The following is a 25645-nucleotide window of genomic DNA, read 5'->3' as shown; positions in this document are numbered from 1 at the left end:
AGATGTGTAGATGGAGACTTTCGTGCAGGAGCAGAAGCAGCAGCGTCCCGGAACCACCACCCTCCCTTGGGCCTCACTCGCGGCACTGGCAGCGGCCCAGTTCACCGTCATGCTCGCCACGTCGATCGTGAACGTGGCCCTGCCCCAGATCCGGTCCGGCGTCGGCCTGTCGGACAGCGGTACCACCTGGGTGGTCAACGCCTACGGTCTCGCCTTCGGCGCGCTGCTGTTGGCGGGCGGCCGCGCGGCGGACCTCCTGGGCCGTCGTCGCGTCCTGCTCGCCGGCCTCGGGCTCTTCGCGGCCGCGTCCGCGGCGGCGGGCCTCGCGAGCACCTCTTCCGCTCTCATCGCCGCTCGCGCCGTGCAGGGCCTCGGCGCTGCCGCCGTCGCCCCGGCCGCGCTCGCGCTGACGATGGACCTGTTTCCGCCCGGCCCCGGGCGCGGCAGGGCACTGGGGGTGTGGGGCGCGGTCTCCGGAGCCGGCGGCGCGGCCGGGGTCCTCCTGGGCGGCGTCCTCACGCAGGCCTGGGGCTGGTCCTGGATCTTCCACACCGTCGCCGTCGGGGCTGCCGTCGTACTGGCCGCGGTGGCAGCCGCCGTACCTTCGGCACCCGCTGCCGACGGCGGGCGGTTCGACCTGCCGGGCACCGCGGCCGTGACGCTCGCGCTGACCGCCCTCGTATGGGGCCTGACCTCCGCCCGCCGCTCCGGATGGACGGACGCCCAGGTGCTCGGGGCCTTCGCCCTCGCCGCCGTGCTCCTGGCGGTGTTCGTCCTGATCGAACGGCGGCACCCGAATCCGCTGCTGCCACCGCGGCTGTTCACGGCGGGCGCCCGGGTCGTGTCCGGAAACGTACTCATGGCGCTGCTCGGATCGGTGTGGATCGCCCTGTTCTTCTTCCTGCCGCTCTACCAGCAGCAGGTACTCGGATCCAGCCCGCTGATCACCGGCCTCGGCCAACTTCCGCTCGCCGCGGCCAACATGCTCGGCTCGACGCTCGCGCCGCGCGTCTCCGGCCGGATCGGGTCCACGGCGACCGTGACGACGGCCCTGCTCACCGAGGCCGGCGGACTGCTGTGGCTCTCGCGGATCGGCGCCCACGGCAGCTACCCCGCCGACGTGCTCGGTCCGAGCCTCCTGATCGGCCTGAGCCTGAGCATCGCCTTCGTCCAGCTCACCGCCCTCTCCGTCGAGGGTGTCCCGCGCGCCGACGCGGGGCTGGCCGGGGGACTGGTGAACACGACCCGCCAGGTCGGCGGAGCGATCGGCCTTGCCGTTCTGGCCACGCTCGCCGGATCCGTGACCGCCGACGCCGCGACCCGCCGGCCCCACCTGGAGGCACTCACCGCCGGCTACCGCACCGCGTTCGGCGTCGCGGCCGCGGTCCTCGCCGCGACCGCCCTCCTCGCGCTGCTCCTCGTCCGCCGCGGCAGCCCGCGGACCGGGCCGAGCGGCGTGGGTGACGCCCATCCCGGTCCACCCGCGCCGGCCACAGTCCACTGCCCCCAACCCATCGCACCGCACACCGAGAAGTGAGGTTCCCGCCATGACCCGCAAGCCGTACCTGACCGGACACTACGAGCCCGCGGTCGACGAGATCACCGCCACCGAGCTCACCGTCGAGGGCTCCTTGCCCCCGGAGCTGACCGGCCGGCTGCTCCGCAACGGCCACAACCCCAAGCCCGGCGTCACCCCCACCCACTGGTTCAAGGGCAGCGGCATGGTGCACGGCATCCGGCTGCGCGAAGGCCGCGCCGAGTGGTACCGCAACCGCTGGGTGCACACCCCCGCCCTCGACGGCGCCCCCTACATGACCGAGTACGGACCCGACCTGACCGCCAGCACCGCCGGCACCCACGTCATCGAACACGCCGGACGCCTCCTCGCCCTGTGCGAGGCCAACTTCCCCTTCGAACTCACCCGGGACCTGGACACCGTCGGCTCCTACGACTTCGGCGGCAAGCTGCGCAGCGCGATGACCGCGCACCCCAAGACCGACCCCGTCACCGGAGAGCTGCACTTCTTCGGCTCCTCGCCCGTCCCGCCGCATCTGACGTACCACGTCGCCGACGCGAAGGGCGAGATCACGCACAGCGCCGAGATCCCCGGGGCCACCGCCTCCCTCAAGCACGATTTCGCCCTCACCCGCCGGCACGTCGTCTTCATCGAAGGCACGGTCACCTTCGATCCGGACGAGCACTCCGGCATCCCCTACGCCTGGAACGACGACCAGCCGGCCCGGATCGGCGTCATGCCGCGGGGCGCGGACGGCGCGGCGCACATCCGCTGGTTCCCCATCGAGCCCGGCAACATGCTGCACGCCGCCAACGCCTACGAGGACGACCGGGGGCGCATCGTGCTGGAGGGCCCCACCGTCGACCGCGAGGGCTTCCGCCTCTCCTGGAACTGGTGGGTCGGCGCACCCGGACGCGGCGCCGAACCCAACACCCGCTCGTACACGCGCCGTTGGGTCATCGACCTGACGGCCGGCAGCGTCGACGAGCAGACCATCGACGACCTGCCCGTCGAATTCCCCACCCTCAACGAGGACTTCCTGGGCGCGGAGCACCGCTACCAGTACGCCGTCTCCTTCCCCGACCAGAACGGTCTCGGAGGGTACGGAGTGGTGAAGTACGACCGCACCACGGGCAGCCGCCAGGTCCACGAGGTCGGCGACGCCCGGCTGCCCAGCGAAGCCGTCTTCGTACCCGCCGCCGGCGGCACCCGCGAGGACGACGGCTACCTGCTCACCGTGGTCTCGGACCTCAAGCAGAACGCCTCCCGGCTGCTGGTCCTCGATGCCTCGGGCCTCGACCGCATCGCCGCGGTCCACCTGCCGCGCCGTGTCACCGCCGGCATCCACGGCTCCTGGATCCCGGACACCGCCCTCGACGCCGGCCGGAGCTGACGCACGCCGCGCCCGGGGGACGCGCGCGAGCCGTCCGCCGGGCGCGGTCAGCCGGTTCCGGGAGCGAGCGCTTTGTGGCCGGGGTACACGTGGTCGGGGGTCACGATGGCGGTGACCGCCTGACCGAAGAGCGTGCTGGGCTCCTGGTTCTCGTACCGGTCGTCGGTGTTGAGGAGGATGACCATGGTCGCCTGGGCCTGCGGCAGGTAGACCGGCAGGACCTCGTACCCGGGAATCGAACCGTTGTGACCGATCCAGCCCTGGACGTTGAAGATGCCCAGCCCGTAGCCGTCACCCGGAAGGTCCATCGGGGTGGTCTTCAGCCGCTCGGCCTGGGTCGCGGGCGTCAGCAGCCTGCCGGTGGCGAGGGTGCGGGCCCAGCTGCGCAGGTCCTGCAGGTCGGAGATCATCGCTCCGGCGGCCCAGGCCCAGGAGGGGTTCCAGTGGGTCGAGTCCTCGACTTTGCCCGAGGCCGTCTGATCGGTGTAGCCGTGCGCGTACGGATCCGGCAGGGCCGCAGTCGTGGGGAAGACCGTGTGGCGGAGCCCGGCCGGTGCCAGGACCTTCTCCGTGATGACCTCGTGGAGCGGCCGGCCGGTGACCTTCTCCACCACCAGGCCGAGCAGGATCAGGTTGGTGTTGGAGTAGTCGAACCGGGCGCCCGGCGGGAACTGCACGGGATGCTCGAAGGCGTAGTCGAGCAACCGCTGGGGAGTGAAGCTCTGCTGCGGATCGGCCTGGAGCTTCTTGATGAAGTCCCCGTCCAGGCTGTAGTTGAAGAGCCCGCTGCGCATCCCGGCCAGCTGGCGCAGGGTGATGCGGTCCCCGTTCGGAACGCCCTTGACGTACGTGCCGATGGGATCGTCGAGGCCGATCCTCTTCTGGTCGACCAGCTGGAGGAGGGTGGTGACCGTGAACGTCTTGGTCTCACTGCCGATGCGCACGTGGAGGTCGGTCGTCATCGGTGCGCGCGTCGCCTCGTCGGCCACGCCGAACGTCCTCACGTAGCTCCCCTTGCCGGGGGCCCACAGCCCCACCGTCACGCCCGGCACCTGCGTCTCGCGCATGACCTGACGCACCGCCGCGTCCAGTCGCGCCGCGACGGCGGGCGTGAGCCGCGGGAAGTCCGCGTCGGGGGCGGGCGTGGTGGGGGACGGGGTGGGGGCGGACACCGCCGGGGCGGTCGCCGCCCCGTGCGCGGCGGAGCCCGCGGCGGCCGGTCCGATGAGCAGGCCCGCGGCGGCGGCAGCCACGCAGGCCCGGTGCAGCCGGATGTGGTTTGGCTTCACGGCGCGCTCTCCCGTCGTCCAGGGGCCCGGACAACAATCACCAGCGTAGGCCCGCGCCGGGCCGGTCGCGCGGCGGCCGTGCCCGTGGCACGGGCTTCCGCTTCGCCCGGGCCGGAACTCCGGGGCGAAGCGGACGCGTCCCCTCACCCGGGGCGCCGACCGGTGGTCAGGCGCCGCAGAACGGCATGGTCCGTACGTACCCGCCGAGGTTCTCGTCGTCGGTGCCGAGGAGGGCGTCGCCGGATCCCGCCAGGCACTCCACGCCCTCGATCTTGTACTGCGGGAACGTCCCGAGCACCGCGGGGGACACCGCGAGCGTGACCCGTACCCGGCCGGTCGCCGACACGGTCACGCGGCCGGCCTCGCTCACCGCCGAGTCGAACGGGCCGTCGTCGCCCGCGTCCGCCGCCGAACTCACGATGATCCGGCCGGAGTCGGTCACCGAGATGTCGGAGACGTGCCGCGTGACGGCGTCGTTCGGATACGTCGCCCGGTAGGCGCGACGGGTCACGCCGCCGAACTGCGGCTGCCCCCAGGACGCGAACGAGAGCGGCGCCGCGTACAGCGTGGCCGGACGATCCGCACCCGCTCCGCGATCCGCCCACAGGGCGGCGAGGTTCCCGTTCTGGGCCACGAGTGCGAAGCTCTCGAAGTCGTCGCCCTCCCCCATCGCCGGCAGCGGCGCGTAGTCCACGACCGTCGCCGTGCTGCCGACGACCTTCAGGCGGTAGACGATGCCACGACTGGCCAGCGCCAGGTACTCGCCGGGCATCTGGGGGATGGCTTCGATCGCCTCCAGGTCGGAAGGCTCCGGCCCGTCCCAGGTGATGGGCGAGACGCTGTCGGAGCCCTCCCCGTGCGTGATCCGGGACAGGCGCTGCTGCCCGGTCCGCTTGTTGTCGTGCACGACCAGGACGTGCACCCCGGCTCCGTCCGCGGTACGGCCTTCGAACGCGATGCCGCTGACACCGCCGCGGGCGTCGTCTCCCACCTTCTGCCAGGTGTCGGCCGCACCGGCCGAGGTGGTGCCGAGCATCGTCATCAGGGCGGTCGCCACGGCGGGCCAGGCCGCGCGCTTCAACATCGGGAGCTTCACTGGGATCGTTCGCCTTCCCTCCGACAGACGCGATGTCACGCGTCGGGAGGCAGGCTATTGATCATGATCAGTGCTGCTCAACGACCGTTACGCCATATGGAGGGGAGCGCGAAGGAGCAGGGGCCTGGCGCTTCGGCACGACCGTCAGCGGATGACGACGGTCGTGGACGGCGAGGTGGAGGTGGGGCGGATGACCGCGCACAAGGCCACTGCACAGCGCAGCGCCCGGACCGCCCTCACGTCCCGGGCGACGGTCTGACCCAGTCAGCCGGTCCTGCCTCGCCGAGAGCGTGAGCTCGCGAGGACATCCCCGTACGAACCGACCATGAAACGGATCTCCATCCCTCATGCGTACCCACAGCAACTGGACCACCCGCGCCGAGACCCGCGCGGACATCCCCGCCGTCCGTGCCGTCAACCTCGCCGCGTTCGACACTCCGCTCGAGGCCGACCTCGTCGACGCCTTGCGCACCGACCCCTCCTGGATCGACGGCCTGTCCATCGTCGCCGCCGACGGGGACGGCAAGCCCGTCGGCCACGCGCTGCTCACCCGCTGCCACATCGGTGAGACCCCGGCCCAGTCCGCGCTCAGGGATGAGCCGTGGGCCGGGCGATCGGGCCGTCGTTGACGCCGAGGTCCGTGCGCATCACGGCGCGGAGCTCCTGCCCGCGGTTCCAGAGTTCCTGGAGCGCGTCGTGTATCTCCTGGAACGAGCCTCCCGGGACCGGGTGGCCCTCCTCCAGGCGCATCGTCATGCCGTACAGCACGGACAGGGCCGTGGTCATGGCATCCAGTTCGTCCATCACCGTGGTGGAGGCGATCATCTGCGCCTCGGCGACGGCGGCGTGGTGCGCGTGCCGGGCGGCCTCCATCGTCTGCCGCCCTTCCGGTGTGACCTCTCCCTTGTGGACCAGCCACAGGTAGTTCATCAGCTCGATCCGGCAGCGGCGGTACGCGGCGTTGGCCGCCACGTAGCAGTCGCGCCGCCGGTCCTCCTCGGCGAGCCGCTGCTGGTGGAGCCGCTGGGCGTCGTCCGTCCGCTGCTGGCGCTCGAACTGCTCGGCCTGGGCACGGGCCGTCAGACGCTGGGACAGGACGGGGGCGAAGAGCGTGCCGATCACCCCGACGCTGGCGGCGGCCAGCGCGATCAGAGCCGTACCCACCGTGCCTCCAGGTGATTCGCGACCGCCGTGCCGGGTCCGCGGCCGACCACGCCCAATGTAACGGCCCTCCCTGGTCGTCGAGTTCACCGGCCGTGGTCATCGCACCGACGGCTGCTAGAAGGCCGAGTGGGTGAACCAGTGGGTGAGCAGCTCCTGGTCTCCGAGCAGGCGGAAGGCGTCGCTCTGGCGGTCCAGGCGGCCGTAGAGGAGCAGGAGCAGGTCCGCGGCCGCTCCCCGTACGGTGGCGTCCGCCGTACGGGCCACGGCCTGGTCGTCGACGAGCGCGAAGCCGTCCGGGCAGAGGCCGACCAGCCAGTCGCCGTCGCCGTCCGTGCAGGTGAAGCGAACGGTCCGGTCAGGGGCGCGGAGCTGGGCGGTCAGCGGTGCGAAGGGGGACGCGAACGGCAGGTTGGTGAGGAACTCGTCGATGCCGTCGACCGCCAGTGCGCGGTCGACGTGCGGTGCGGTCCCGAGCGCGAGTTCCGCGTCGGCCCGGTGGACGAGGGTCTCGAACAGCATGCGCCGGACCCAGAACCGGGCGTGCTGGTCGACTCCCCAGGCCCACATCGGCGCGTCGAGGTCCGTGGCGGCGAACATCTCGGCGGACTCCGCGGCGCTCGCGGCCAGCCAGTCGGGGAGGCCGTCGCGGTCCTGCGGCAGGCGCAGGTCCACCTCGCGGCTGGTCGGTGGCTGCTGGACGCGCCGCCGGAGCAGCTCGGTGAACCAGCGGTGCACGCTGCCGACGTGCTGGGTGAGGTCCGCGAGGGTCCAGCCGGGGCAGGTCGGCACCGGGGTGGAGAGGTCCGCCGCCTTGACCGTGGCGACGAATGCGGCGGCCTCGGCGGCGACGGCCGCTCCGTGCTGGGCGGGGTTCATGTGGGGGTCCTTCGTCTGATGCTGCTGCCCGGGCGGAAAAGGATGCTTAAGGATGTAGATGATTGAGATGCTTAAGTAATGGTGAAGGTAATTCGCGCGCCCGGCGGATGTCAATTTCCGGCCCCGCCGGACCCGAGTCACCATCGACGCTCAGTAGCGGAGCCGGCGCCGTCGGCCACGAACGCGAGTGCTCTGAACTCCTGCCGGATATCCGACGTTTCCTCTGTAGGGAGCTTCCCTCGCGCGATCGAACCGATAGGGGATTCACTGTGATACGTCCGGTTGTCGTCCAGCGCGGTCGGAGCGCGATCGAGGCGAGCGCCCCGCCGGTCTTGCCCGGGCTGTCCGCACCGGCCTGCCGGAACGCCGATCCGGCCCTGTTCTTCCCGGCGTACGGCGTGCCGTTGAGCGAACCACAGATAACGGCGGCCAAGGAGTTGTGCGCCGGCTGCCCCGTCCGTGAGGAGTGCCTGGCGATAGCCGTCCGTTCGGACGAGAGCGACGGCATCTGGGGCGGCACCACGCCGCTTGAGCGCCGCCGGATGAGGGTGCAGCTGGCGCGCATGGAACAGGGGACGGAACTGGCCCGGGCCGTGGTGTCGGGGGAGGAGCCGGAAGTGGTTCAGGCCCTGCGTCCCGCCGTGGTGTACAGCCTGTTCCGCATGGGATGGAACGCCGAACGCATCTGCGCCGCCTTGGAACTGACATCAAGTCAAGTACAGACGGCGCGCGGGATGGCGGCGAGGGCCCAGGCGTTTTTGGCCTTCATGGAGCGGCACTGCCCCAAGGGCAGGGGCTGATAGGCGCCCGGCCGGCGCAGATCGCGCCGGCGGCGGGCGCCGCCCCATCCATCGGGTCAGTCCCGGACGATCGTCCAGGGGCGCATCAGGTCGTCGTCCTCGTGTTCGAGGATGTGGCAGTGGTGGACGTACTCCGCGGGGAATTCGGTGCCGCTTCCCGGAATCGACGCGATCGTGTCCGTCGGTGGGTCGAACTCCCGGATGATGATCCTGGTCACCGTCTCCGGATAGGACTTGACCGTGTCCTTGTTGGACTGTGCCTCGTCCGGGTCCGGCGGAATCGGCGGTCCGGTGAGGTAGTTCGCCAGCGCCGGCCTGTCCTCGGGCTTGCGGCCGCCGTCAATCCACTTCTCGTACTGCTCCTGGTATCCGGCCGCGTCGATCGGCTGCCTGTTCAGCACCTGGAAGTTGACGAGGTGGACGTGCATCGGGTGGGCGTCGTGGTGGGGATTGATGTACTCCCAGATCTCGGTCGAGCCCGCCTTGACGAAGTCCTGCGACGGTTCCATGAAGGGAACCGCGTTGAACGTCATGGTGCCGAAGAGCTGGTGCTGGTACAGCACCCATTCCCGCCGGCGCGTGTGCGGTTTCGGCCTGATGGGTTCGACCGCCGGTAGTTCGAGTTCCTTGGGCGGGGTCGTCCTGTCCCCGCCCCCCGACAAGGGCTTGTTCACCTTGAACCGCATGATTCCCGAGATTTCCGGTCCGTCGCCGCCCGGGAAGTGGACCGGCGCGTTGTAGTTCGTCAACGTGACGTCCGTACCCATGGGCACCTTGCCGAAGTCGACGATCAGGTCGTACCGCTCGGCCGGCCCGATCAGGAAGTTCAGCATCCGCAGTGGCGCGCGGAAGCCGCCGTCGGTGCCGATCAGCCAGAACGGCAGTGTGGGCTGGGGCAGCACGTCCACGGGGACGGTGAAGTTCAGCCGCCAGAAACGCTCGTTCGACGCGTTGAGAATGCGCAGCCGGTAGCGTCGCGGCTCCACGGCCAGGTAGGGATACGCCTTCCCGTTGACGACCGGGGTGTCCTCGCCCTGCTGGAGGGTCATGGTGTAGGCGAGCGAACCGTCCGGGTTGAAGGTCCGGTCCTGGAGGATGAGGGGTACTTCGCATGCGCCTTGCGGCAGCCCGAACCGCTCGTCCGCCGGGTCGCGGACGAGGTAGAGACCGGCAAGCCCCGCGTAGACGTTGACGCTGGTCATCCCCATGCCGTGGTCGTGGTACCACAGCATGCTCGAATTTTCGTGGTTGGTGTAGGCGCAGATCGCCTCGTTGGGCTTGACCCGCTTCGGGTCCAGGGTGGTGTACGCCTCGGCGTGGATACCGTCGGGGCTGAACGAATGCAGCGGCATGCCGTCGGACTGCGGCGCCGTGAAACCGCCGTGCTGGTGCACCACGTTCCACACGTTGACGTTCGAGGGGAAAGGCATGTGGGGCTTGTAGGGAGGCGGCGGGATCGGGGTGAGCTGGGGGTTCCCGTTGCGAATGCCGTCGATCACGAACTGGAAGAGGTGAGTTGTCGGCAGCTTGTTGCGGTACTTGACGACCGTCGGGTGGTCCTTGTTCACGCTGATGGTCGGCCCGAGATATCCCATGCCGATGGGCTTGCGGGGATCGTGCGGGTTCGCGGCCCAGTAGCCCCACACGGTCGCCGGCCCGAGATCCCGGTGGAAGCGCCACGAGCCCTGGCGCATCGTGATCTCGTAGTAGTCGGCGCCCGGATAGACGGACGGATCCGGGACGGCCGTCAGCGGCGTGGGCAGCGGGTCGACGTACTTCGTCAGGGGCGGGGTTTTCGGTACCACGGCCCCTGCGGACCCATGACCGTGACCGTCCGATGCGCGGGCCGGTGTTCCCAGAACGCCCCGCGAAAATGTGACCGCACCCCCCATGGCACCGGCCATCAGGAATTTCCTTCGCCCGACCATCGTCCCCAGCTTTCCCTCGCCTCACGTGACGTTCAAGGGATACAGAGCGGGTACGGGGTGTGGCCTGAGCACGCCGGTCCGGCCCGGGAAAGCCACTCATTGAGGCGATTTGACGGAAATTCGGCAGACGCCGGGATCAGTGGTTCGGCCGGTTGGCGGTGTGGGTGTGGGTGTGGGTGTGGGTGTGGGCGTGGGCGTGGGTGTGGGCGAAGTCCCAGACCACGGGGAGGAGCTGCTCGGGGGTCTCGATCTGGGGCATGTGCCCGGTGCCGTGGAGGAGGGTGAACCGGGCCCGGGGGATCGCCGCCGCGTACGCGCGCCCGTACGCGCCGTCCACGACCTGATCGCTCTCGCCCCAGGCGACGAGCGTGGGGTGCGCGACTTCGGCGAGACGTTCGCGGAGGGTGGGGTCGGCCATGGCGTGCGGCCCGGAGTAGACCTCCAGCGCGGCGCGATGGGCGGCCATGGCCGTACGGGCGGCCTCGGGAAGTGCGGCGACGTCGACGGCGAACTTCGCGGGATCGTGGAAGGCGAGCCGCGACAGTTCGGCGGGGGTGAGGGAGAAGGCGTCGGCGACGGGATGTCCGGGGACGTCGATGCCGACGGCGTTGACGAGGATCACGCTGCTGATGCGGTCGCTGCCGAGCAGAGCCAGTTCGGCGGCGATCCAGCCGCCTATGGAGTTGCCGACGACGGTGACGTCCGTGAGGCCGAGCTCGTCGAGCAACTGCGCGTAGACGCGGGCGAGCGTGGGGACGTCGGCCAGCCACTCGGGCCGGACGGTGCCGCCGAATCCGGGGTGGAGCGGGGTGAAGACCCTGGCCGGGCGCTGTTCGGCGAGCAGTCCGGCGAACGGGGCGACCGTCTGCGGACCGCCGCCGCCGTGCAGGAGGAGGAACGGGCGGCTTCGGCCGTCCCGTTCGCCGTCGGCGACGTCGACGGTGAGGTCCACGGCGCCGCAGGGGAGGGAGAGGGTGTGGTTGGTGGCGGTCATACGTGTCCTCCGGTGATTTCGCGAGAGTTCGCTCTCATGAGACTAGGAGGGAGGCTCTCGTTATGCAAGTGCACTCTCATAACGAGAGCCGCTGATGGTAAAGTGAAGGCGAACGGGCGACGGCAAGCCGGCAGGGCAAGGGGCGGGCGCGGGTACTCAAGGAACGAGGACGGGACGTACGAATGGCGATGGCAGAGACGGACTCCGGGCGCAGCAACCAGAAGAAGCGCACCCGTACGGCGATCGTCGAGGCCGCCCGCGACCTCATCGCCACCGGCGGCGAAGTGACCATGCCCGCGATCGCCCGCGCGGCACTGGTCTCCGACGCCACCGCCTACCGGTACTTCCCCGACCTCCCGTCACTGATCGGCGAGGCACTGGCCGGCGTCTGGCCCGCACCCGCCGATGCGCTCCGACCGGTCGAGGGCTCCCGGGACCCCGTCGAACGCGTCGCCTTCGCCTGCGAGTTCCTGCTGCGCGGGGTCCTGGCCCGCCAGGGGGCGGTGCGCGCGATGATCGCCGCCACCATCACCCGCCCGGAGGCGGCGTCCGGGAGGCCCGGCATCCGCTTCGGCCTCATCGACGAGGCGCTCCTTCCCCTCCAGGACACCTGGGGGGTGGCGGACCCGGAGGCATTCGCCCAGCTCAAGCGTGACCTCGCCGTGGTCGTCAGCGCGGAGGCCCTGTTCAGCCTCACCGACCTCTGCGGGCTCGCCCCCGACGCGGCCATCGCCAGCGCCACCCGTACGGCGAGGACGCTGACGGGGGCGGCGGTCCGCGCGGCCGCGGCCGCGGCTCCGGCTCCGTCTCCGGCCGGAGACGAGTAGAGCCTTCGCGTCGGTGGCGGCCGGTGCCACGGCGGCCGTACGGGAAGCCGTTCGGCCCCTCTGAACGTGTCGCCGCGTCCGCCACGGCTCCCGGCATGGAACCGTTTCCGCATGACCGAAGGATCGACACCTCACCTCTCCCCGGCGCGGATCACCGTACTCGGCGTCCAGCCCGGCAGCCCGCCCTTTCGCATCGTGGAGGTCGACGGAGAGTTCGTCGGCAGGGCGACGTCGATGACGGACGTGCTGCTGGTGGCCGCGGAGGCGGGGATCCCGATCCACGACCTCGACGACCTGGACGAGGTCCGGTGGGTCGGGGGCGGCAAATTCAACTGGACCCCGCACTAGAAGGCATCCGCTCAAGGGGGGCTGGAGGACCACGGCCGGGACCCGCCGCCGCGCCCGGTCAGCTGTCGGCGGGCGGCCGGCGGTCGGTGGGGGTGACCGGAGTGCGGACCGGCCCACCGGTGCGCCGGGTGCCGGACCAGGGAGCGGGGACGGCGTCGATGTCCCGGGCCAGCCGGTGCGCGATGGCCTCGTAGTTGACCCGCCAGCCGCGGAAGTGCGGCCAGGCCTGCTCCGGAGTGCGCTCCATGCGGTACCCCTGCTGGGACATCCGCGCCACGCCTTGGAGGAAGTCCTCGTACGTGAGCAGCAGCGGGTCGTCCGGATGCGGGTCGTGGTTGTAGCGCACGCCGCGGATGTCGGCGAGGTCGCGCAGGCACACGAAGCCCGCGCGCAGGGCCATCCGTACGGCGTACTGCGGCTGGGAGGGGTTGAAGGCCAGCCGCAGCGCCGCGGCGTCCATCACCGCCACCAGGGCCACGAGCCAGTTCCGGTTCGGCTTGGGCGAGCGGAATTGGATGAGGATCGGGTAGGTGGTGTGGCTCTCGCTCACCGCGGCGCTCCACCGCTCCCAGTTGCGGAACAGCTCGTCGAGCCCGTCCAGCAGCTCCGCCTGCGCATAGCGGGCCAGGATCTCCGGCCCCCAGGGCGGGACGCCGGCCCGCGCCTCCAGCAGGGTCACCTCGATCTCCCGGCTCTGGTACGCCCCGTAGAGGGCCGGCAGGTATCCGACCTGCAGGCCGATGGTCACGGGGCCGGTGGCCGCCGCGCAGAAGTCGATGGCGTTCAGGCTCTCGCGGCTGCTGCTGGCGAACCCGAGCGTGAGCAGCGAGGAACCGGCCTCGACCAGCGCCTTGCGCAGGGGCAGACCGCTCACGGCTGCCTCCAGGAGGCCGTAACCGAGCAGGAACAGCAGGAGCCAGCCGATCAGTACGGCCACCAGGGTCAGCGGCGCCATCGGTGCCAGCGTCCGGTCCTTGCCCTCGGGAGTGGAGCGGGCGTCGGCGGCGAGCTGGAAGGGCCGGCGGACGGCGTCGTGCACGAACCGGGTGAACCGGGACCGGCTCGGCCGCGGGACGACGAGGTTGCTCACGACGGAGGAGAAGCCCGACAGCACGAGGGCGGCCCCGAGCACGCCCATCAGCACCCGCACCAAGCTCCGCTCCCTTCGCGCCCGTGACGGACCAGGCACCCAGCCGATCCCACGGGACCGGCGGAAACCGGGCGACTCGCCCACCCCGCACCCCGAACGGCCGCGCGCACGGCCCTGGACGCGCCGCGCGCCGTGCGCCGTGCGGTGAGTCGGGGACAAGGGCCACGGCCGGGCGGGAGACTGACGGGGACGTCGGACATCAGACGTCGGACATCAGACGTCGGATGGGGGACGCCGGATGCGGCAGGGGCGTGGAGGCGGTGGAGCGATGGGCGGCGCGCGGTATGTCGCGGACCTGATCGGCGCGTTCGAGCGGAACGCGGGGCGGCCCGCGATCGGGGCCGGGCCCGTCGTCATGGGGTTTTCCGAGGTCCTCGCCGATACGTACCGGCTGGCCGAGGTCCTGGGGGAGCTGGGAGTGCGGCGCGGGGCCGGTCTGGCCTGCGTCACGGACGGCAACCGGACCGAGGTGCTGCTGGTGCGGCTGGCCGCGCACGTGCTGGGCGCGCGGCTGACCCAGGTGGTCGTCGGCCCGGCCACCCACGGCCTGGACTTCATGCTGCGCGACTGCGCACCGGCTCTGGTGGTGAACGACACCCCGGTGCCGGACACGGGGGTTGCGTGCATCGGGCTGGCGGAGCTGATGCGGCTGGCCCGCACCCGGGAGGGCGGGCCGGTGCCCGTGCAGGCACGCGAGGACGACGTGGCGCGTGTGACGTACACCGGCGGTACGACGGGCAGGCCGAAGGGGGTGGCCTCCACGTTCGCCGCGATGGCGGGCCGGACCGATACGCGGGGGAAGGCGGGCGCGGGAGGCAAGGGAGGCACGGGCGGTGAGCGAGGCGAGGGCAGCAAGGGCGGCGGGCCTCGTGAGTCGGTCTACCTGTCGGTCACCTCGCTCGCGCAGCGTTCCGGGGGGCGGTGCCTGGAGCACCTGCGTGAGGGAGGCCGCGTGGAGATCCTCGCCCCCTTCAGCACGGGGGAGTTCGCCGCCGCCTGCCGGCGCCTGGCGCCCGTGTCCACGTACCTGACGCCCCCGATGGTGTACCGGCTGCTGGACGACCCCGCGACCGCCGGCGGCGTACCGGGTCTGGTCCAGGTGTCGTACGGCAACTCCCCCGTCCATCCGGAGCGGTTGCGGCAGGCGCTGACGCGCTGGGGAGCGCGGCCGAGGTGGCGGCAGGGCTACGGGATGAACGAAGCCGGCGTGATCTGCCGGCTGTCGGCGGCCGATCACGACGCGGGGGTGACCGACCGGCCGCACCTCCTGGCGTCCGTCGGCCGCCCCGCGCCCGGAGTGGACGTACAGGTGCGCGATCAGGACGGGGCGGAGTCGGAGCGGGGACGTACCGGGGAGGTGTGGGTGCGCTCCGCGATGGTGATGGCCGGTTACTGGAACCAGCCCGACCTGACGGCCGAGGTGATGCGGGGCGGGTGGCTCAGGACCGGGGACCTCGGCCACTTCGACGACGACGGGTACCTCTACCTCGACGACCGCGCGAAGGACGTGGTGATCGTGGACGGGGTGAACATCTACTGCGGTCCGGTCGAGGCGGCCCTGACCCGCCACCCCGCGGTGGCCGAGGCCGCGGTGGTGGGCAGGGCCTGCGAGCGCACCGGTGAGGAGGTGTGTGCCTTCCTCGTGTCCGCGCCGGGGCACCCTCCCACGCGTGCGGCGGCGGCCGAGGCGTGCCGGCTGGTGGCCGAGGTGCTGGCTCCGGCCCACCGGCCGACCACCGTCTTCTGGGAAGAGGCCCTTCCACTGACCGACCGGGGCAAGCCGGACAAACGGTTGCTGCGGGAGCGGGCTGCCGGACCGGACGGGGCCGGGGCGCGGCCGTGACGATCTTGGGACGCCCAAGGCGCCCGCCGTCTGCTCTACTTGCCTTCCACGCGCCTCGACTCCGAGGCACGTACAGGGGGGAACACTCATGCGGCACGGACTTCGCGCTGCCTCCGGGGCGGCGGTACTGCTGATCACGGCCGTGACGGGGTGCTCGGGAGGGCAGGGGAGTTCCGCGGCTTCGAAGCCCCGGCCCCCGATCGCCGTCTCGCAGTCCCCGTCCCCGTCCTCTTCCCCGTCCCCGTCACCTTCGGCACCTGATCTGACGGCGGTCATCGAACGGACCCGGAACACGCTCCGGGCAGCGGAGGCCGGAGGCGCCGACGCCCCCGGTGCCCAGGGCCTGATGCTGGTCGAGGCGTGGCCGACCGGCGCCGCCTACGCCTGGGAGACCGCCGATCAGCGGCTCTGCTGGGCCTCCGTCGGCGGGGCCGTCGAGCGGGCCTGCACCACTGACCCGCTGGATCCGCCGGTCGGGACGCCGACGCCGACGGGAATCAGCCCCGTCGCAACGCTCTTCACCGACGGCTTGGTGCAACTCTTCGCCGCCGACCACCAGGAGGTGACCTCCGCGAGCTGTGGCGGCAAGCCCCTGGAGGTCCGCCGGGTCGGCACGGCCACCGGAGGCGCTCGCACGCTGTATGCCGTGTGGTTCAAGGACTACACGAAGGGCGCCGTCGGGCTTCGGCTGAGCCACGACGGCACGAGCTCCGAGGGCCGCCTGGCACTGGGCGGCCTCGGCGACCGCAGCTGCGAGCCGACCGCGTAGGACCTGTGGGTGCCGCGGGGAAGGGAGCGGCCACGGCCGCGCTCGTCGCCTCCCTCGTGGCCGGCGCGACGACTCTCACGACAGGCATCGCCACGGCAGCCGACGGGCCGGATGTCCAGGGGCCGGCCTGCGGCTTCGACGACAGGAACCCTCCGCCCACCGTCCGGGCCGGCAGCACCGGGAACACGGTGAAGGAGGCCCAGTGCCTGCCGGGGTTCTGGACCGGCCTGCAGATGATGGAGGGGAAGCCCGGGGGCGTCTTCGGCGAGGACGCCACGTCGGCGACGGAGTTCTTCCAGGGCCCCGCCCGAGGTGACGTGGCGGGGCCTTCCCCGTGTGCCGACGAGCCTGAGGCGCCGCGCGGCCGCCGGGCACGGGCAGGGCTCGGGACTCGGGCATGATTTCCACCGTGCAGGAGAACGAGGAGCGTCGCGGGAGCGCGCGGTACACGCTGAGCGATACGGAGCACGGCCACGACTGGGGAACCTGCGCCGAGGTCGGGGGTCTGTTCGGGGCGGGCCGCCGCGGGACGTACGAACTGTTCGCATGGGTTCCGGAAGGAGCCGACGTACGAGGCTGGATCGGCCACAGGGTGTGGTGCGTTCCGGAGGACGGGAAGCTGGATCCCTGGCTCCTTGGGGACGCCGAGCGCGTCGAACGGCGCGCGGGGACACCATCGCTCGTCCTCACGGCGCTGGACGACTACGACGGTCCGCCCGAGGGACACGGCGGTCGGGTCCGGCTGCACGACGAGCACCGGTGGCTGGGCGCAGCCCGTGAGTTCACCCGCGTCCATGCGCCCGAACGGGAGGAACCCCCGCTCGTCCTGCGCGGACTCGCCCCGGGTGACGCACTGCGGCGGGCCCTGCTGACGGCCACCCGGCGGTCGCTGGACCTGGGGGAAGCCGTCTTGAAGGTACGGGACGACCGGGGCGAACCGTTTGCCGAACTGATCCTGTGGGTCACGGTCGGCGCCTGGCGCCCGTCCCCCCGCGGCGCGGATCTGATCGACCTGGAACTGGAAGGCAAACTCTCCACGCCCCTCCCGGAACAGGCACGGCCGCTCTGGGAGCACTGGCTCGCCGGGCCGCCGCAGACGCCCGGCGCCTGGGCCGCACTCGACACCCGGCAGCGTTGGGCCTGGCTGGACCACGTCCGGGGGAGGGCGTCCCTCCGCGCCCACGAGGACCGGCCGCCGGGGCATCCGTACGAGCTCGACGGCCGGCACGTCACCGACGTCCCGGGCCTCTACCTGGCACTCGGCGAGACGGTGAACGGGCCGGGCGGCTACTTCGGCGGCAGTCTGGACGCCCTCGACGACTGCCTCGGCGGTACCTTCGGCCGCACCGCCCCCGCCACCCTCCTCTGGCGGAACGCCGCGACCGCCCGCGAGCACCTGTCCCGGGTCCTGACGCCGGACGGTGAACCGTACGACCTGTTCACCGAGGCCCTCGACGTCCTGGCCGAGGGCCGACTGGGGGTCACGCTCGCGTGACCCCCGGACGGCCGGACCGGGCTCGGGATGCGGATCTCGTCGGATGTCGGGATGCTGGATGCGCCAGCATCTCCAAGGAGGCCGTGATGTCGATGCTTGACAAGCTCAAGGGCCTGCTCAAGGGCCATGAGGACACAGCCCGACAAGGGGTTGAGAAGGCCGGCGACGCAGTGGACGCGAAAACCGGCAACAAGTACCAGAGTCAGGTCGACATGGCCCAGCAGAAGATCAACGAGCAGCTGAGGAGCGACAAGCCCCAGGACGGCCCCCCGCAGCCTTAGGCCGGCCGTGCTCCCCCTCCCGATCCGGAACCTCAGCTGCCGCTCAGCGTCCGGTCCAGGAGGGGGAGCAGACGTGCCCAGTGGCGTTGCAGTGCCGAGGGGGCGAAGGCGCTGGTGTCGGACATCGTGAAGCCGTGGACGGTGCCGGGGTAGATCTCGCAGGCGTAATCGACGCCCGCGGCGTCCAGGGCCTGGCTCAGCTCGCTGATCTCCTCAGGTGTCATGTCGGTCTCGGCCAGCCCGAGGTGGACTTCGGCGGTGAGCTTGGCGACGAGGCGGTGCGGGCTGTCGGGCGCGTCCTTGACCAAGGGGGCGGGGTGGAATCCGGCGACGGCGGCCACGCGGCCGGGGTGGGCGGTTGCCGTGCGCATCGCGAGCACGGCGCCCATGCAGTAGCCGATCGCCGCGACGGGCCCGGTGCTGACCTCGGGCTGGGCGGTGAGGAACCTGAGGTAGGCGTCGGCGTCGCGCAGGGCGCGTTCGGTGGTGTGCGCCTCGATCAAGGGCATCAACTGGCGGAAGAGCGCCGGCCGGATCTCCGCCGTGATGTGCTCGGGAAGTTCGACGACCGGAATCGGTCCGTGCCGGTAGTAGACGTTGGGGACGAGTACGTAGTAGCCGTGCCCGGCCAGTTCGCGGGCCATCTCCTCCAGTACGGGCCGCACGCCGAAGGCGTCCATGTACAGCAGCACCCCCGGGTGCCGCCCGCCACCGTCGGGGAAGGCGGCGAAAGCGTCGGCCTGGCCGTCCGCAGTGGGAATCTGTAACGTCTTGGTGGGCATTGTGGATCTTCCTTCCTCGGATCGATGCCAGTAGATCACCGGGCGCGGCGCCACGGCCAGCAACTCGTCGCCGTGGGAGGGGCAGGGACATGCGGGTGGGCGGAAGCACAGGCACGGCCGGTCGGGCGGTCGAGATGACCCAGGTGGGCGCTCGGTGGCGGGTGACCCGCCCGTGGCCCGACTACTTGCGCCCCTTCGTGCACAGTTACGCCGGCTACTGGGAGGCGGCGGCCGTGCCCTATCGGGTGCGACTGGTCCCCACGGGTCGAGCGGTCGTGGTGATCAATCTGGGGGAGCCGTTCACCCAGGTACGCCGACTGGCGGACGTGGGAGACGAACAGAGCGCGCACGGCCAGGTGACCGGCTCGCTGGTCGCGGGCCTGGAGGACGGCCCCCGGGTGTGTGACCACCCCGGTGGCCAGGAGGCGATCCGGCTCGAGTTGACCCCGCTGGGCGCCTACCGGCTGTTCGCCGTGCCGATGAGCGAGTTGACCAACAGGGTGGTCGGGCTGTGCGACGTCCTCGGACCCGAGGCCGGAGTGCTGGCGGAGCAACTGGCGGCCACCACGGACTGGGGAGCCCGGTTCGACCTGCTGGACATCGCGTTGTCGGCACGGATCGAGCGCGGACCGGATCCCGCGCCCGAGGTGAGCCACGCCTGGCGCCTCCTGTCCCGCGCCGGCGGGGACATTCCGGTCGGCCGCATCGCGGCCGAAGTGGGCTGGAGCCAGGGCCACTTGGTCCGCCGGTTCACCGAACAGGTGGGCCTGACGCCCAAGATGTCCGCCCGCGTGCTGCGCTTCCACCGGGCCGCGGGGCTGCTCACCCGCGAGGGCGCGAATCTGACCGAAGTGACCGCGGCCTGTGGCTTCTACGACCAGGCCCACCTCAACCGCGAGTTCCGCGCCCTGGCCGATACCACCCCCGGCCGGGTGGCCGCCGCCCGTGTGGCGGAGGGAGCGCTCGCCCTGTGAGGGGCGAGGTCAAATTCGTCCAAGCCAGGCCGTGTGCGCGTCGATAGTGTCTCCGTTCGTGGTTGATCAGGCACCCGAGCACGGGGGACGCCTCTGCCCCGGGAAGAAGAGATCTTCGACCGGCGGCCGAGGGCGGACCGGGCAACGGTGAACCTGGCCCGGAGGAGGAGTACTCGATGGAAGACCTGCTGCGCATCCTCGTGGCCGGAGCGCTCTCAGGCGGTTTGATCGGTTTGGCGGGGGCTCTCGGCCGCAACCGCCGCAGGCGTCGGGAGGGTGGTGGATCCGACCGCCGCTGACGCCGGCGGGCAGGTCGGGTCGGGACCCGGCGGGATGCCAGGACACGATCAAGGTGCCGTCCAGGCCGCTCGGACGTCGTCGGCCACGGGGGTGTCGGCAACGTCCTGTACTTCGTGCTCAGTGGCCGGATCCGGCCGACAGCTGCTGCATGAGGCTCATCATGTCGGGGGCGACCCACTCCTCGGCGATCTTGTCGCCTTCCAGCCGGTAGAGCTCGATGCTGCGGAAGTCCACGGGCCGTTGCGTCGCCCGGATCCCTTGGAAGGTGCCCTGGTGCGTACCGCGGAAGCGGACGCGCACCGCGACCTTGTCATCGACGCCGAACATGTCCTCGACCTGGATCCGCAGGTCGGGAAAGCCCTTGAGCATGGCCCGGGCTCCCAGCTTCCAGACCTCCCGCCCGTACAGGGGGTCCGGCATGCCGGGCACGTTGGCGATGAAGTCCTCCGTCAGCATCGTGGCGCTCGCGTCGAGATCGCCGCTCTGCAGCGTCTCGTAGGCGGTACGCATCAAGGCCAGGTTCTTCTCCGGGGTCGTGCAGTAGAAACCGTACCGTCGCGTCAAGGTCAAACGGGCGACGACGGCGGTACCCGGAGTCCGGTCGGCCTACGAGGGCTGCAGCGGGCCGTCCTGCACGGCGGCGAGCTCTTCGGGACGGTCGAGGAACGCGAGCACGGCCCGCTTCTCCGGTAGGTGGATCTCCGGCAAGTCGATCTCGGGCAGGGTGATCTCGCCCTGGCGGACGAAGCCGATACGGCCCAGCAGGGCGATGGCCTTCTCGTTGCGCGCGTCGGGCTCGCCCACCGTGCGCAGGACGGCCGGGTTGCGGAAGACGAAGCGGATGAGCGAGCCGATGAGGATACGGCTGAAGCCGGGGCGGGGTCGGCCGGTGATCGGCGCCAGCATGAGGTGGACGCCGATGTCGCCCTCCCGCACCTCGTAGCACTCGCTGACCCGGTCCTCCTCCGGCTGGTAGGTCTGGAAGAGCGCCACGGGCTCGTCGTCCAGCCGGACCATGTACGCGTGATGGGTGTCCCGGCGGTCCACGTCCTCGTAGATCTCTTGGACCAGCTCCCGGCCGGCGCCGTTCATGCCCCAGAATTCGGCGCGTTCCTCGACGACCCAGGCGTGCAGAACGGCGGAGTCCGTCGCGGGATCGACGGGCGTGAAGCGGACGGTGCCGAAGTCTTCGATGGTCTCGGTGTGGACGTCGGCGCGCGGGGTGGCGAGGACGGTGGACTCGGGTCTCATGCGGGCTCGGTTCCTTCGTGACGGCGGGGCCGGCCGACGATGACCACACCGGCCCGCGAGCTCATTAGGTTAGGCTGTCCTAAGTATAGGTCGTCGTTGGCGTGATTCGATCGCAGGCGAGCGTCGCCCGCGGGCAGCCGTGGGCGTGCCACGAGGGAGGGTCGGCCGCTCGACCGTCCCCGCGCCCGAGGCGACGAACCCCCGCCGTCTACGCCTCCGTCTTGTCCTGCTGTCGTCGCACCATCCCGGAGATCCAGACGGGCGCGAACGGAGACGTGCAACCCGGGGGAGTCGGGTGGTCCTTGAGCACCTCCAGGCGCTCACCGATGGCGATCGCACGGGCGCGGTGCTCCGCGTGATCGATCCCGATCTGTGCCAGGCAGTGGTTCATCGCCCATTGCAGGCGATCCGGGGCGTCCTTCATCTCCGCCTCGATGACGTCGAGCAGTCCTGCGAGGTCGAGGCCCGCGGGCCTCTTCGCCACGCGTTCGGTGGTCAGCGCCCAGCCGGCGCTCACGACCACCGGATCCGGATCGGCGGACCAGGCCAGCCGTAGCTCCTCCGCGTGCGGGCTCTTCTTCACCACGTAGTTCACGAGCCAGTCGTGCACCTTGGGCGTGCGCGCCGCGCGCAGCATGACGTCCAACTCGTCACGCTCGAAGGCCTTCGGGCGGCAGATCAGGATGGCCAGCAGTCTCGCCGCGGTGTCGCCCGTCTCCCAGAGCCGGCGCGCGAGCTCCTGCTGCGTCTTCAGCCGCTTCGCGATGGCGCGCAACTTGCCGAGGTTCACGCCGTGGTCGTCGCCGTGCCTCTCGTTCACCGCGCGTGTCTTCGGGTCTTCGAGCGCGGCCAGCTCGGCCATCACCTCGGCCACCTTCGTCTCGGCCATCCCGACCATCTCGGCCTCCTGTCCGTCGCGGGCGAGATCCAGCCTATGACGGAAGCCGGCCGGGAATCGGACTTGATCCGTCCGCCATGTGGCTGCGTCCTTCGACTGCGCCTCGGCGTGCGTGGCGGTCCGCGGGGGCGGTGGGTGACCTCGGCCGTGGTGGACGACGCCGGTCCGGTCCGGTCCGATCAGGCCCTGCCCTCGGCCCGGCTGCCCGGCTGCCCGGCGCACGCGCCACGTGCACTCCTCGCTCCGCACGACTGCGGCGGAGCCACACGCATCGCCCACGGGAAATGGCCGAACTCCTGCGGAATCCGACTGCCGTTCGTCTGGCGTATCCGCCACCGTCACGTCAGGCTCCCTCTCCAGTAGCCCCGGCACGCTGTTCTGGGGGCGCTCCAGCACTCCTCGATCAAAAGCAGAGGTCACTCTCGCCATGGCAGAACTGAACCGTCGCCGCTTCCTCCAGCTCACCGGGGGCGCCGCCGCCCTGACCCTGCTCAACGAGAGCATCGCGCGCGCCGCCGCCATCCCCGCGCAGGGGACGACGGGGACGATCGCCGACGTCGAGCACATCGTGGTCCTGATGCAGGAGAATCGTTCCTTTGACCACTACTTCGGTGCGCTCCGCGGCATCCGCGGTTTCGGGGACCCGCGCCCGGTCACCCTGCCCAGCGGCAAGTCCGTCTGGCACCAGACGGACAACGCGGGCAAGGAGACCCTGCCCTTCCGGCCGCCGTCCGACGACCTCGGCATGGAGTACCTCCAGGGGCTCAACCACGACTGGGCGGGCGGCCAGAGCGCCTTCAACAAGGGCAAGTACGACAACTGGGTGCCCGCCAAGACGCCGGCCACCATGGCCCACCTGACGCGCGAGGACATCCCGTTCCACTACGTCCTCGCCGACGCGTTCACCATCTGCGACGCCTACCACTGCTCGTTCATCGGCTCGACCGACCCGAACCGCTACTACCTCTGGTCGGGCCACACCGGCAACGACGGCAAGGGCGGCGGCCCGGTCCTCAACAACGCCGAGGCCGGCTACGGCTGGACCACCTACCCCGAGCGCCTGGAGGCGGCCGGCGTCTCCTGGAAGATCTACCAGGACATCGGCAACGGGCTCGACGCCGCCGGTTCCTGGGGCTGGATCAACGACGCGTTCCGCGGCAACTACGGCGACAACTCGCTCCTCTACTTCAACAACTACCGGGGCGCCCAGCCCGGCAACCCGCTGTACGAAAAGGCCCGCACCGGCACCGACGCCCGGACCGGCGAGGGCTACTTCGACAAGCTGCGCGCCGACGTCACCGCCGGCACCCTGCCCCAGGTCTCCTGGATCGCCGCGCCCGAGGCGTTCAGCGAGCACTCCAACTGGCCGGCCAACTTCGGCGCCTGGTACATCGCGCAGGTGCTGGACGCGCTGACGTCCAACCCCGACGTGTGGGCCCGTACCGCGCTGTTCATCACGTACGACGAGAACGACGGCTTCTTCGACCACGTCGTCCCGCCGTACGCCCCCGCCGACGCCAACCAGGGCCTGTCGACCGTCTCCACCACGCTGGACGTCTTCCCCGGCAAGGCCGGCTACGTCGCCGGTCCGTACGGTCTGGGCCCGCGCGTGCCGATGCTCGTCGTCTCGCCGTGGAGCACCGGCGGCTACTCCTGCTCGGAGACCTTCGACCACACCTCGGTCATCCGCTTCATGGAGAAGCGCTTCGGTGTGCAGGAGCCCAACATCTCGCCCTGGCGCCGCGCCGTCTGCGGTGACCTGACCTCCGCCTTCGACTTCGCGCGCACGGACACCAACACGGTCCAGTTGCCCGACACGGGCCTGTGGGAGCCGCAGGACCGCGAGCGCCACCCCAACTTCCTGGCCACCCCGCCGGCCGTGGGGAGCATGCCGCGCCAGGAGAAGGGGCTGCGCAACACCCGTCCGCTGAAGTACGACCCGTACGTGGACGGCGCCGCACTCACCGGCGAGGGCAAGTTCCGGCTGACGTTCAGCGGCGGCGCGGACCTGGGCGCGCAGTTCTACATCACGTCCGCCAACCGGACCGACGCCCCCTGGACGTACACCACCGAGGCCGGCAAGTCGATCTCGGACACCTGGAACACCCGCTACTCGGCGGGCGTCACCGACCTGACCGTCCACGGCCCCAACGGCTTCCTGCGCGGCTTCCGCAACCCCGGCACCACCCCCGGCCCCGAGGTCACCGCCCGCCACAACGCCGCCACGGGGAACCTGGACCTCACCCTCACCAACGCCGGGGCGTCGACCGCGACGCTCACGGTCACCAACGCCTACGGCGGCGGCCCGAAGCGCCTCACGGTCGCCAAGGGCGCCACGGTCACGTACAGCGTTCCCCTGCGGAGCACGCGACGCTGGTACGACGTGACGGTCACCGCGTCCGAAGCCCCCGACTTCGGCCGCCGCTTCGCCGGCAAGGTCGAGACCGGCGCGGCCGGCCTCTCGGACCCGGGCATCCTGACGGAGCAGGGCTCCTGACGGCCGCTCCTGAGGGGCGGCTCCCGAGGGGCCGCCCCTCCTGACCCGAGCCCCGCTCCGCGGAACCCTCCGCGGAGCGGGCCGCTCGCGGCACGCCTCCGGGCGCGGCCCCGGCCAGGCCCGCTACGGTGGCGCGATGGAACAGCGGATCAGCCTCGTCACCCTGGGCGTCGCGGACCTCGCCCGCGCCAAGGCCTTCTACGCGGCGCTCGGATGGCGCGGCACCGAGGTCGAGGAAACGGTCTTCCACCAGGCGGGCGGCCTGGCCCTGGTGCTGTGGGACCGCGGGAAACTCGCCGCGGACTGCGGTCTTCCCGATGCCCCTCGGGCCGGGTTCGGCGGTATCGCGCTGGCCCACAACGTGCGTGCGGACGCCGAAGTGGACACGGTCCTCGAAGCCGCCGCCACGGCCGGCGGCACCGTCACCCGCCCCGCCGCCGTCAACGCGATCGGCTTCTACTCGGGGGTCTTCACCGACCCCGACGGGCATGCCTGGGAGGTCGCCCACAACCCCGGCTTCACCCTGGCCGAGGACGGCTCCCTGGTCCTGCCCGACTTCGACGGGTAGCGCACGGCCCCACCGTCCCCACGACCGTGGCGGCCCGGACCCGGACCCGGACCCGGACCCGGCCCCGGAGGCCGCCGCCGCCCGCCGGTCGGCGAGCCGCGGCCCTGATCCGGATCCCGGTCACAACGGGCTCCCCTCGCGCAGGTAGACGGCAGAGCCGGAACGGGCGGCGGCGTAGAGGGAAGTCAGCGTCTGGAGGCGGGCGACCAGCGGCGTGTCCCGCAGCTCGTCGAGGTGCTTGAAGGCGTGGCGGTCGTGCTCGGGGCTCAGCCGGATGGGCCGGTCGCCGGTGTGGACGCCGCCGTGGAAGAAGTAGTCGATCACGGGGCCGGTGTTCTCCACGTCGACGCGGTGGTCCGTGCCGATCAGCCGCGGTACGCCGTCCAGGTCGACCCCGGTCTCCTCGCTCATCTCCCGCCGTGCCGCCGCCCATGGGTCTTCGCCGTGGTCCAGCATTCCGCCCGGGAGCCACCACCGGCCCGCGACGGGCTGGCCGGGGCCGTAGCGGAGGAGGAGGACCCGGCCGTCAGGGTCCAGCATCAGGACGCAGGAAGCCACGACCGTCCGGGGGAGGGTCTTGATCCACTCTTCTCGGGGGATCCACAT

24 protein-coding genes and 1 pseudogene are annotated in these 25645 nt (G+C 71.3%); 13 read left to right on the top strand and 12 right to left on the bottom strand.

Features of this window, described 5'->3' with window-relative positions; genetic code table 11:
- Positions 1 to 10 precede the first annotated feature (10 nt).
- Both ADK52_RS29430 and ADK52_RS29425 read left to right on the top strand, forming a co-directional pair.
- Positions 11 to 1537, top strand: coding sequence for an MFS transporter (locus ADK52_RS29430; protein ID WP_078988690.1), 1527 nt, complete (start codon positions 11 to 13; stop codon positions 1535 to 1537).
- Positions 1538 to 1547: 10 nt separating this feature from the next.
- On the top strand, positions 1548 to 2909 hold the full coding sequence (locus tag ADK52_RS29425; RefSeq protein ID WP_053692888.1) for a carotenoid oxygenase family protein: 1362 nt from the start codon (positions 1548 to 1550) through the stop codon (positions 2907 to 2909).
- A 47-nt stretch (positions 2910 to 2956) separates the two neighbouring features.
- Here ADK52_RS29425 and ADK52_RS29420 read toward each other — a convergent pair whose 3' ends face one another.
- Both ADK52_RS29420 and ADK52_RS29415 read right to left on the bottom strand, forming a co-directional pair.
- Entirely contained in the window at positions 2957 to 4198 is a 1242-nt protein-coding gene (locus ADK52_RS29420) for a serine hydrolase domain-containing protein (RefSeq protein ID WP_053692887.1), read from the bottom strand.
- A 166-nt stretch (positions 4199 to 4364) separates the two neighbouring features.
- On the bottom strand, positions 4365 to 5282 hold the full coding sequence (locus tag ADK52_RS29415; protein ID WP_234344306.1) for a hypothetical protein: 918 nt from the start codon (positions 5280 to 5282) through the stop codon (positions 4365 to 4367).
- 359 nt (positions 5283 to 5641) lie between these two features.
- On the opposite strand from ADK52_RS29415, the pseudogene ADK52_RS29410 reads away from it, so the two are divergent.
- Positions 5642 to 5872, top strand: a pseudogene (locus ADK52_RS29410) (GNAT family N-acetyltransferase); the annotation flags it as partial.
- A gap of 10 nt (positions 5873 to 5882) precedes the next feature.
- Here ADK52_RS29410 and ADK52_RS29405 read toward each other — a convergent pair.
- A complete protein-coding gene (locus ADK52_RS29405; RefSeq protein ID WP_053692885.1) occupies positions 5883 to 6458 on the bottom strand; it encodes a hypothetical protein in 576 nt (191 codons plus the stop codon).
- Between the two features lie 114 nt (positions 6459 to 6572).
- A complete protein-coding gene (locus ADK52_RS29400; RefSeq protein WP_053692884.1) occupies positions 6573 to 7334 on the bottom strand; it encodes a maleylpyruvate isomerase family mycothiol-dependent enzyme in 762 nt (253 codons plus the stop codon).
- A gap of 269 nt (positions 7335 to 7603) precedes the next feature.
- Between ADK52_RS29400 and ADK52_RS44640 the strand changes: the two genes are divergently transcribed.
- Entirely contained in the window at positions 7604 to 8134 is a 531-nt protein-coding gene (locus tag ADK52_RS44640; protein ID WP_063783966.1) for a WhiB family transcriptional regulator, read from the top strand.
- A 56-nt stretch (positions 8135 to 8190) separates the two neighbouring features.
- Here the strand turns inward: ADK52_RS44640 and ADK52_RS29390 are convergent, their stop codons facing one another.
- The gene (locus ADK52_RS29390) at positions 8191 to 10038 is read right to left on the bottom strand and encodes a multicopper oxidase family protein (RefSeq protein WP_053692883.1); all 1848 of its coding nucleotides are present in this window, start codon (positions 10036 to 10038) and stop codon (positions 8191 to 8193) included.
- A 160-nt stretch (positions 10039 to 10198) separates the two neighbouring features.
- The gene (locus ADK52_RS29385) at positions 10199 to 11056 is read right to left on the bottom strand and encodes an alpha/beta fold hydrolase (RefSeq protein WP_053692882.1); all 858 of its coding nucleotides are present in this window, start codon (positions 11054 to 11056) and stop codon (positions 10199 to 10201) included.
- 182 nt (positions 11057 to 11238) lie between these two features.
- On the opposite strand from ADK52_RS29385, the gene ADK52_RS29380 reads away from it, so the two are divergent.
- Together ADK52_RS29380 and ADK52_RS29375 are read left to right on the top strand one after the other, a co-directional pair.
- A complete protein-coding gene (locus ADK52_RS29380) occupies positions 11239 to 11883 on the top strand; it encodes a TetR/AcrR family transcriptional regulator (RefSeq protein WP_053692881.1) in 645 nt (214 codons plus the stop codon).
- A 111-nt stretch (positions 11884 to 11994) separates the two neighbouring features.
- Positions 11995 to 12231, top strand: a complete 237-nt coding sequence (locus tag ADK52_RS29375; protein WP_053692880.1) for a hypothetical protein — start codon at positions 11995 to 11997, stop codon at positions 12229 to 12231.
- A 58-nt stretch (positions 12232 to 12289) separates the two neighbouring features.
- Here ADK52_RS29375 and ADK52_RS29370 read toward each other — a convergent pair whose 3' ends face one another.
- The gene (locus tag ADK52_RS29370; protein WP_053692879.1) at positions 12290 to 13381 is read right to left on the bottom strand and encodes a hypothetical protein; all 1092 of its coding nucleotides are present in this window, start codon (positions 13379 to 13381) and stop codon (positions 12290 to 12292) included.
- Positions 13382 to 13649: 268 nt separating this feature from the next.
- Here ADK52_RS29370 and ADK52_RS29365 point away from each other — a divergent pair, with 268 nt between their 5' ends.
- From ADK52_RS29365 to ADK52_RS29345, 4 genes are all read left to right on the top strand, one after another.
- Positions 13650 to 15224 carry an AMP-binding protein gene (locus ADK52_RS29365; RefSeq protein WP_053692878.1) on the top strand — a complete coding sequence of 525 codons (1575 nt, stop codon included), beginning with the start codon at positions 13650 to 13652 and terminating at the stop codon, positions 15222 to 15224.
- A gap of 346 nt (positions 15225 to 15570) precedes the next feature.
- Positions 15571 to 15993, top strand: coding sequence for a hypothetical protein (locus ADK52_RS29360; protein ID WP_053692877.1), 423 nt, complete (start codon positions 15571 to 15573; stop codon positions 15991 to 15993).
- A gap of 397 nt (positions 15994 to 16390) precedes the next feature.
- Positions 16391 to 17488, top strand: a complete 1098-nt coding sequence (locus ADK52_RS29350) for a barstar family protein (protein WP_053692875.1) — start codon at positions 16391 to 16393, stop codon at positions 17486 to 17488.
- A gap of 86 nt (positions 17489 to 17574) precedes the next feature.
- The gene (locus tag ADK52_RS29345) at positions 17575 to 17769 is read left to right on the top strand and encodes an antitoxin (RefSeq protein ID WP_053692874.1); all 195 of its coding nucleotides are present in this window, start codon (positions 17575 to 17577) and stop codon (positions 17767 to 17769) included.
- Between the two features lie 32 nt (positions 17770 to 17801).
- Here the strand turns inward: ADK52_RS29345 and ADK52_RS29340 are convergent, their stop codons facing one another.
- Positions 17802 to 18551, bottom strand: a complete 750-nt coding sequence (locus tag ADK52_RS29340) for a dienelactone hydrolase family protein (protein WP_053692873.1) — start codon at positions 18549 to 18551, stop codon at positions 17802 to 17804.
- A gap of 95 nt (positions 18552 to 18646) precedes the next feature.
- Between ADK52_RS29340 and ADK52_RS29335 the strand changes: the two genes are divergently transcribed.
- Positions 18647 to 19525, top strand: a complete 879-nt coding sequence (locus ADK52_RS29335; protein ID WP_420714949.1) for a helix-turn-helix domain-containing protein — start codon at positions 18647 to 18649, stop codon at positions 19523 to 19525.
- A 417-nt stretch (positions 19526 to 19942) separates the two neighbouring features.
- Here the strand turns inward: ADK52_RS29335 and ADK52_RS29330 are convergent, their stop codons facing one another.
- The 3 genes from ADK52_RS29330 to ADK52_RS29320 all read right to left on the bottom strand — a co-directional run bounded on the left by ADK52_RS29330 (position 19943) and on the right by ADK52_RS29320 (position 21965).
- Positions 19943 to 20389 carry an ester cyclase gene (locus tag ADK52_RS29330; protein ID WP_234344305.1) on the bottom strand — a complete coding sequence of 149 codons (447 nt, stop codon included), beginning with the start codon at positions 20387 to 20389 and terminating at the stop codon, positions 19943 to 19945.
- Between the two features lie 42 nt (positions 20390 to 20431).
- Positions 20432 to 21076 carry a GNAT family N-acetyltransferase gene (locus tag ADK52_RS29325; RefSeq protein WP_053692871.1) on the bottom strand — a complete coding sequence of 215 codons (645 nt, stop codon included), beginning with the start codon at positions 21074 to 21076 and terminating at the stop codon, positions 20432 to 20434.
- 208 nt (positions 21077 to 21284) lie between these two features.
- Positions 21285 to 21965: a DNA alkylation repair protein gene (locus ADK52_RS29320; protein WP_053692901.1), complete on the bottom strand. Its 681-nt coding sequence runs from the start codon at positions 21963 to 21965 to the stop codon at positions 21285 to 21287.
- 436 nt (positions 21966 to 22401) lie between these two features.
- On the opposite strand from ADK52_RS29320, the gene ADK52_RS29315 reads away from it, so the two are divergent.
- Positions 22402 to 24471 carry a phosphocholine-specific phospholipase C gene (locus ADK52_RS29315; protein ID WP_053692870.1) on the top strand — a complete coding sequence of 690 codons (2070 nt, stop codon included), beginning with the start codon at positions 22402 to 22404 and terminating at the stop codon, positions 24469 to 24471.
- A 136-nt stretch (positions 24472 to 24607) separates the two neighbouring features.
- Positions 24608 to 25039, top strand: coding sequence for a VOC family protein (locus tag ADK52_RS29310; RefSeq protein WP_053692869.1), 432 nt, complete (start codon positions 24608 to 24610; stop codon positions 25037 to 25039).
- A gap of 120 nt (positions 25040 to 25159) precedes the next feature.
- Here the strand turns inward: ADK52_RS29310 and ADK52_RS29305 are convergent, their stop codons facing one another.
- Entirely contained in the window at positions 25160 to 25645 is a 486-nt protein-coding gene (locus ADK52_RS29305) for an NUDIX hydrolase (RefSeq protein WP_053692868.1), read from the bottom strand.

Source organism: Streptomyces sp. WM6372, from assembly GCF_001279655.1.
GTDB lineage: Bacteria > Actinomycetota > Actinomycetes > Streptomycetales > Streptomycetaceae > Streptomyces.
Note: the sequence above shows the minus strand (reverse complement) of the source record. Positions and strands in the feature narration are given on the sequence as shown.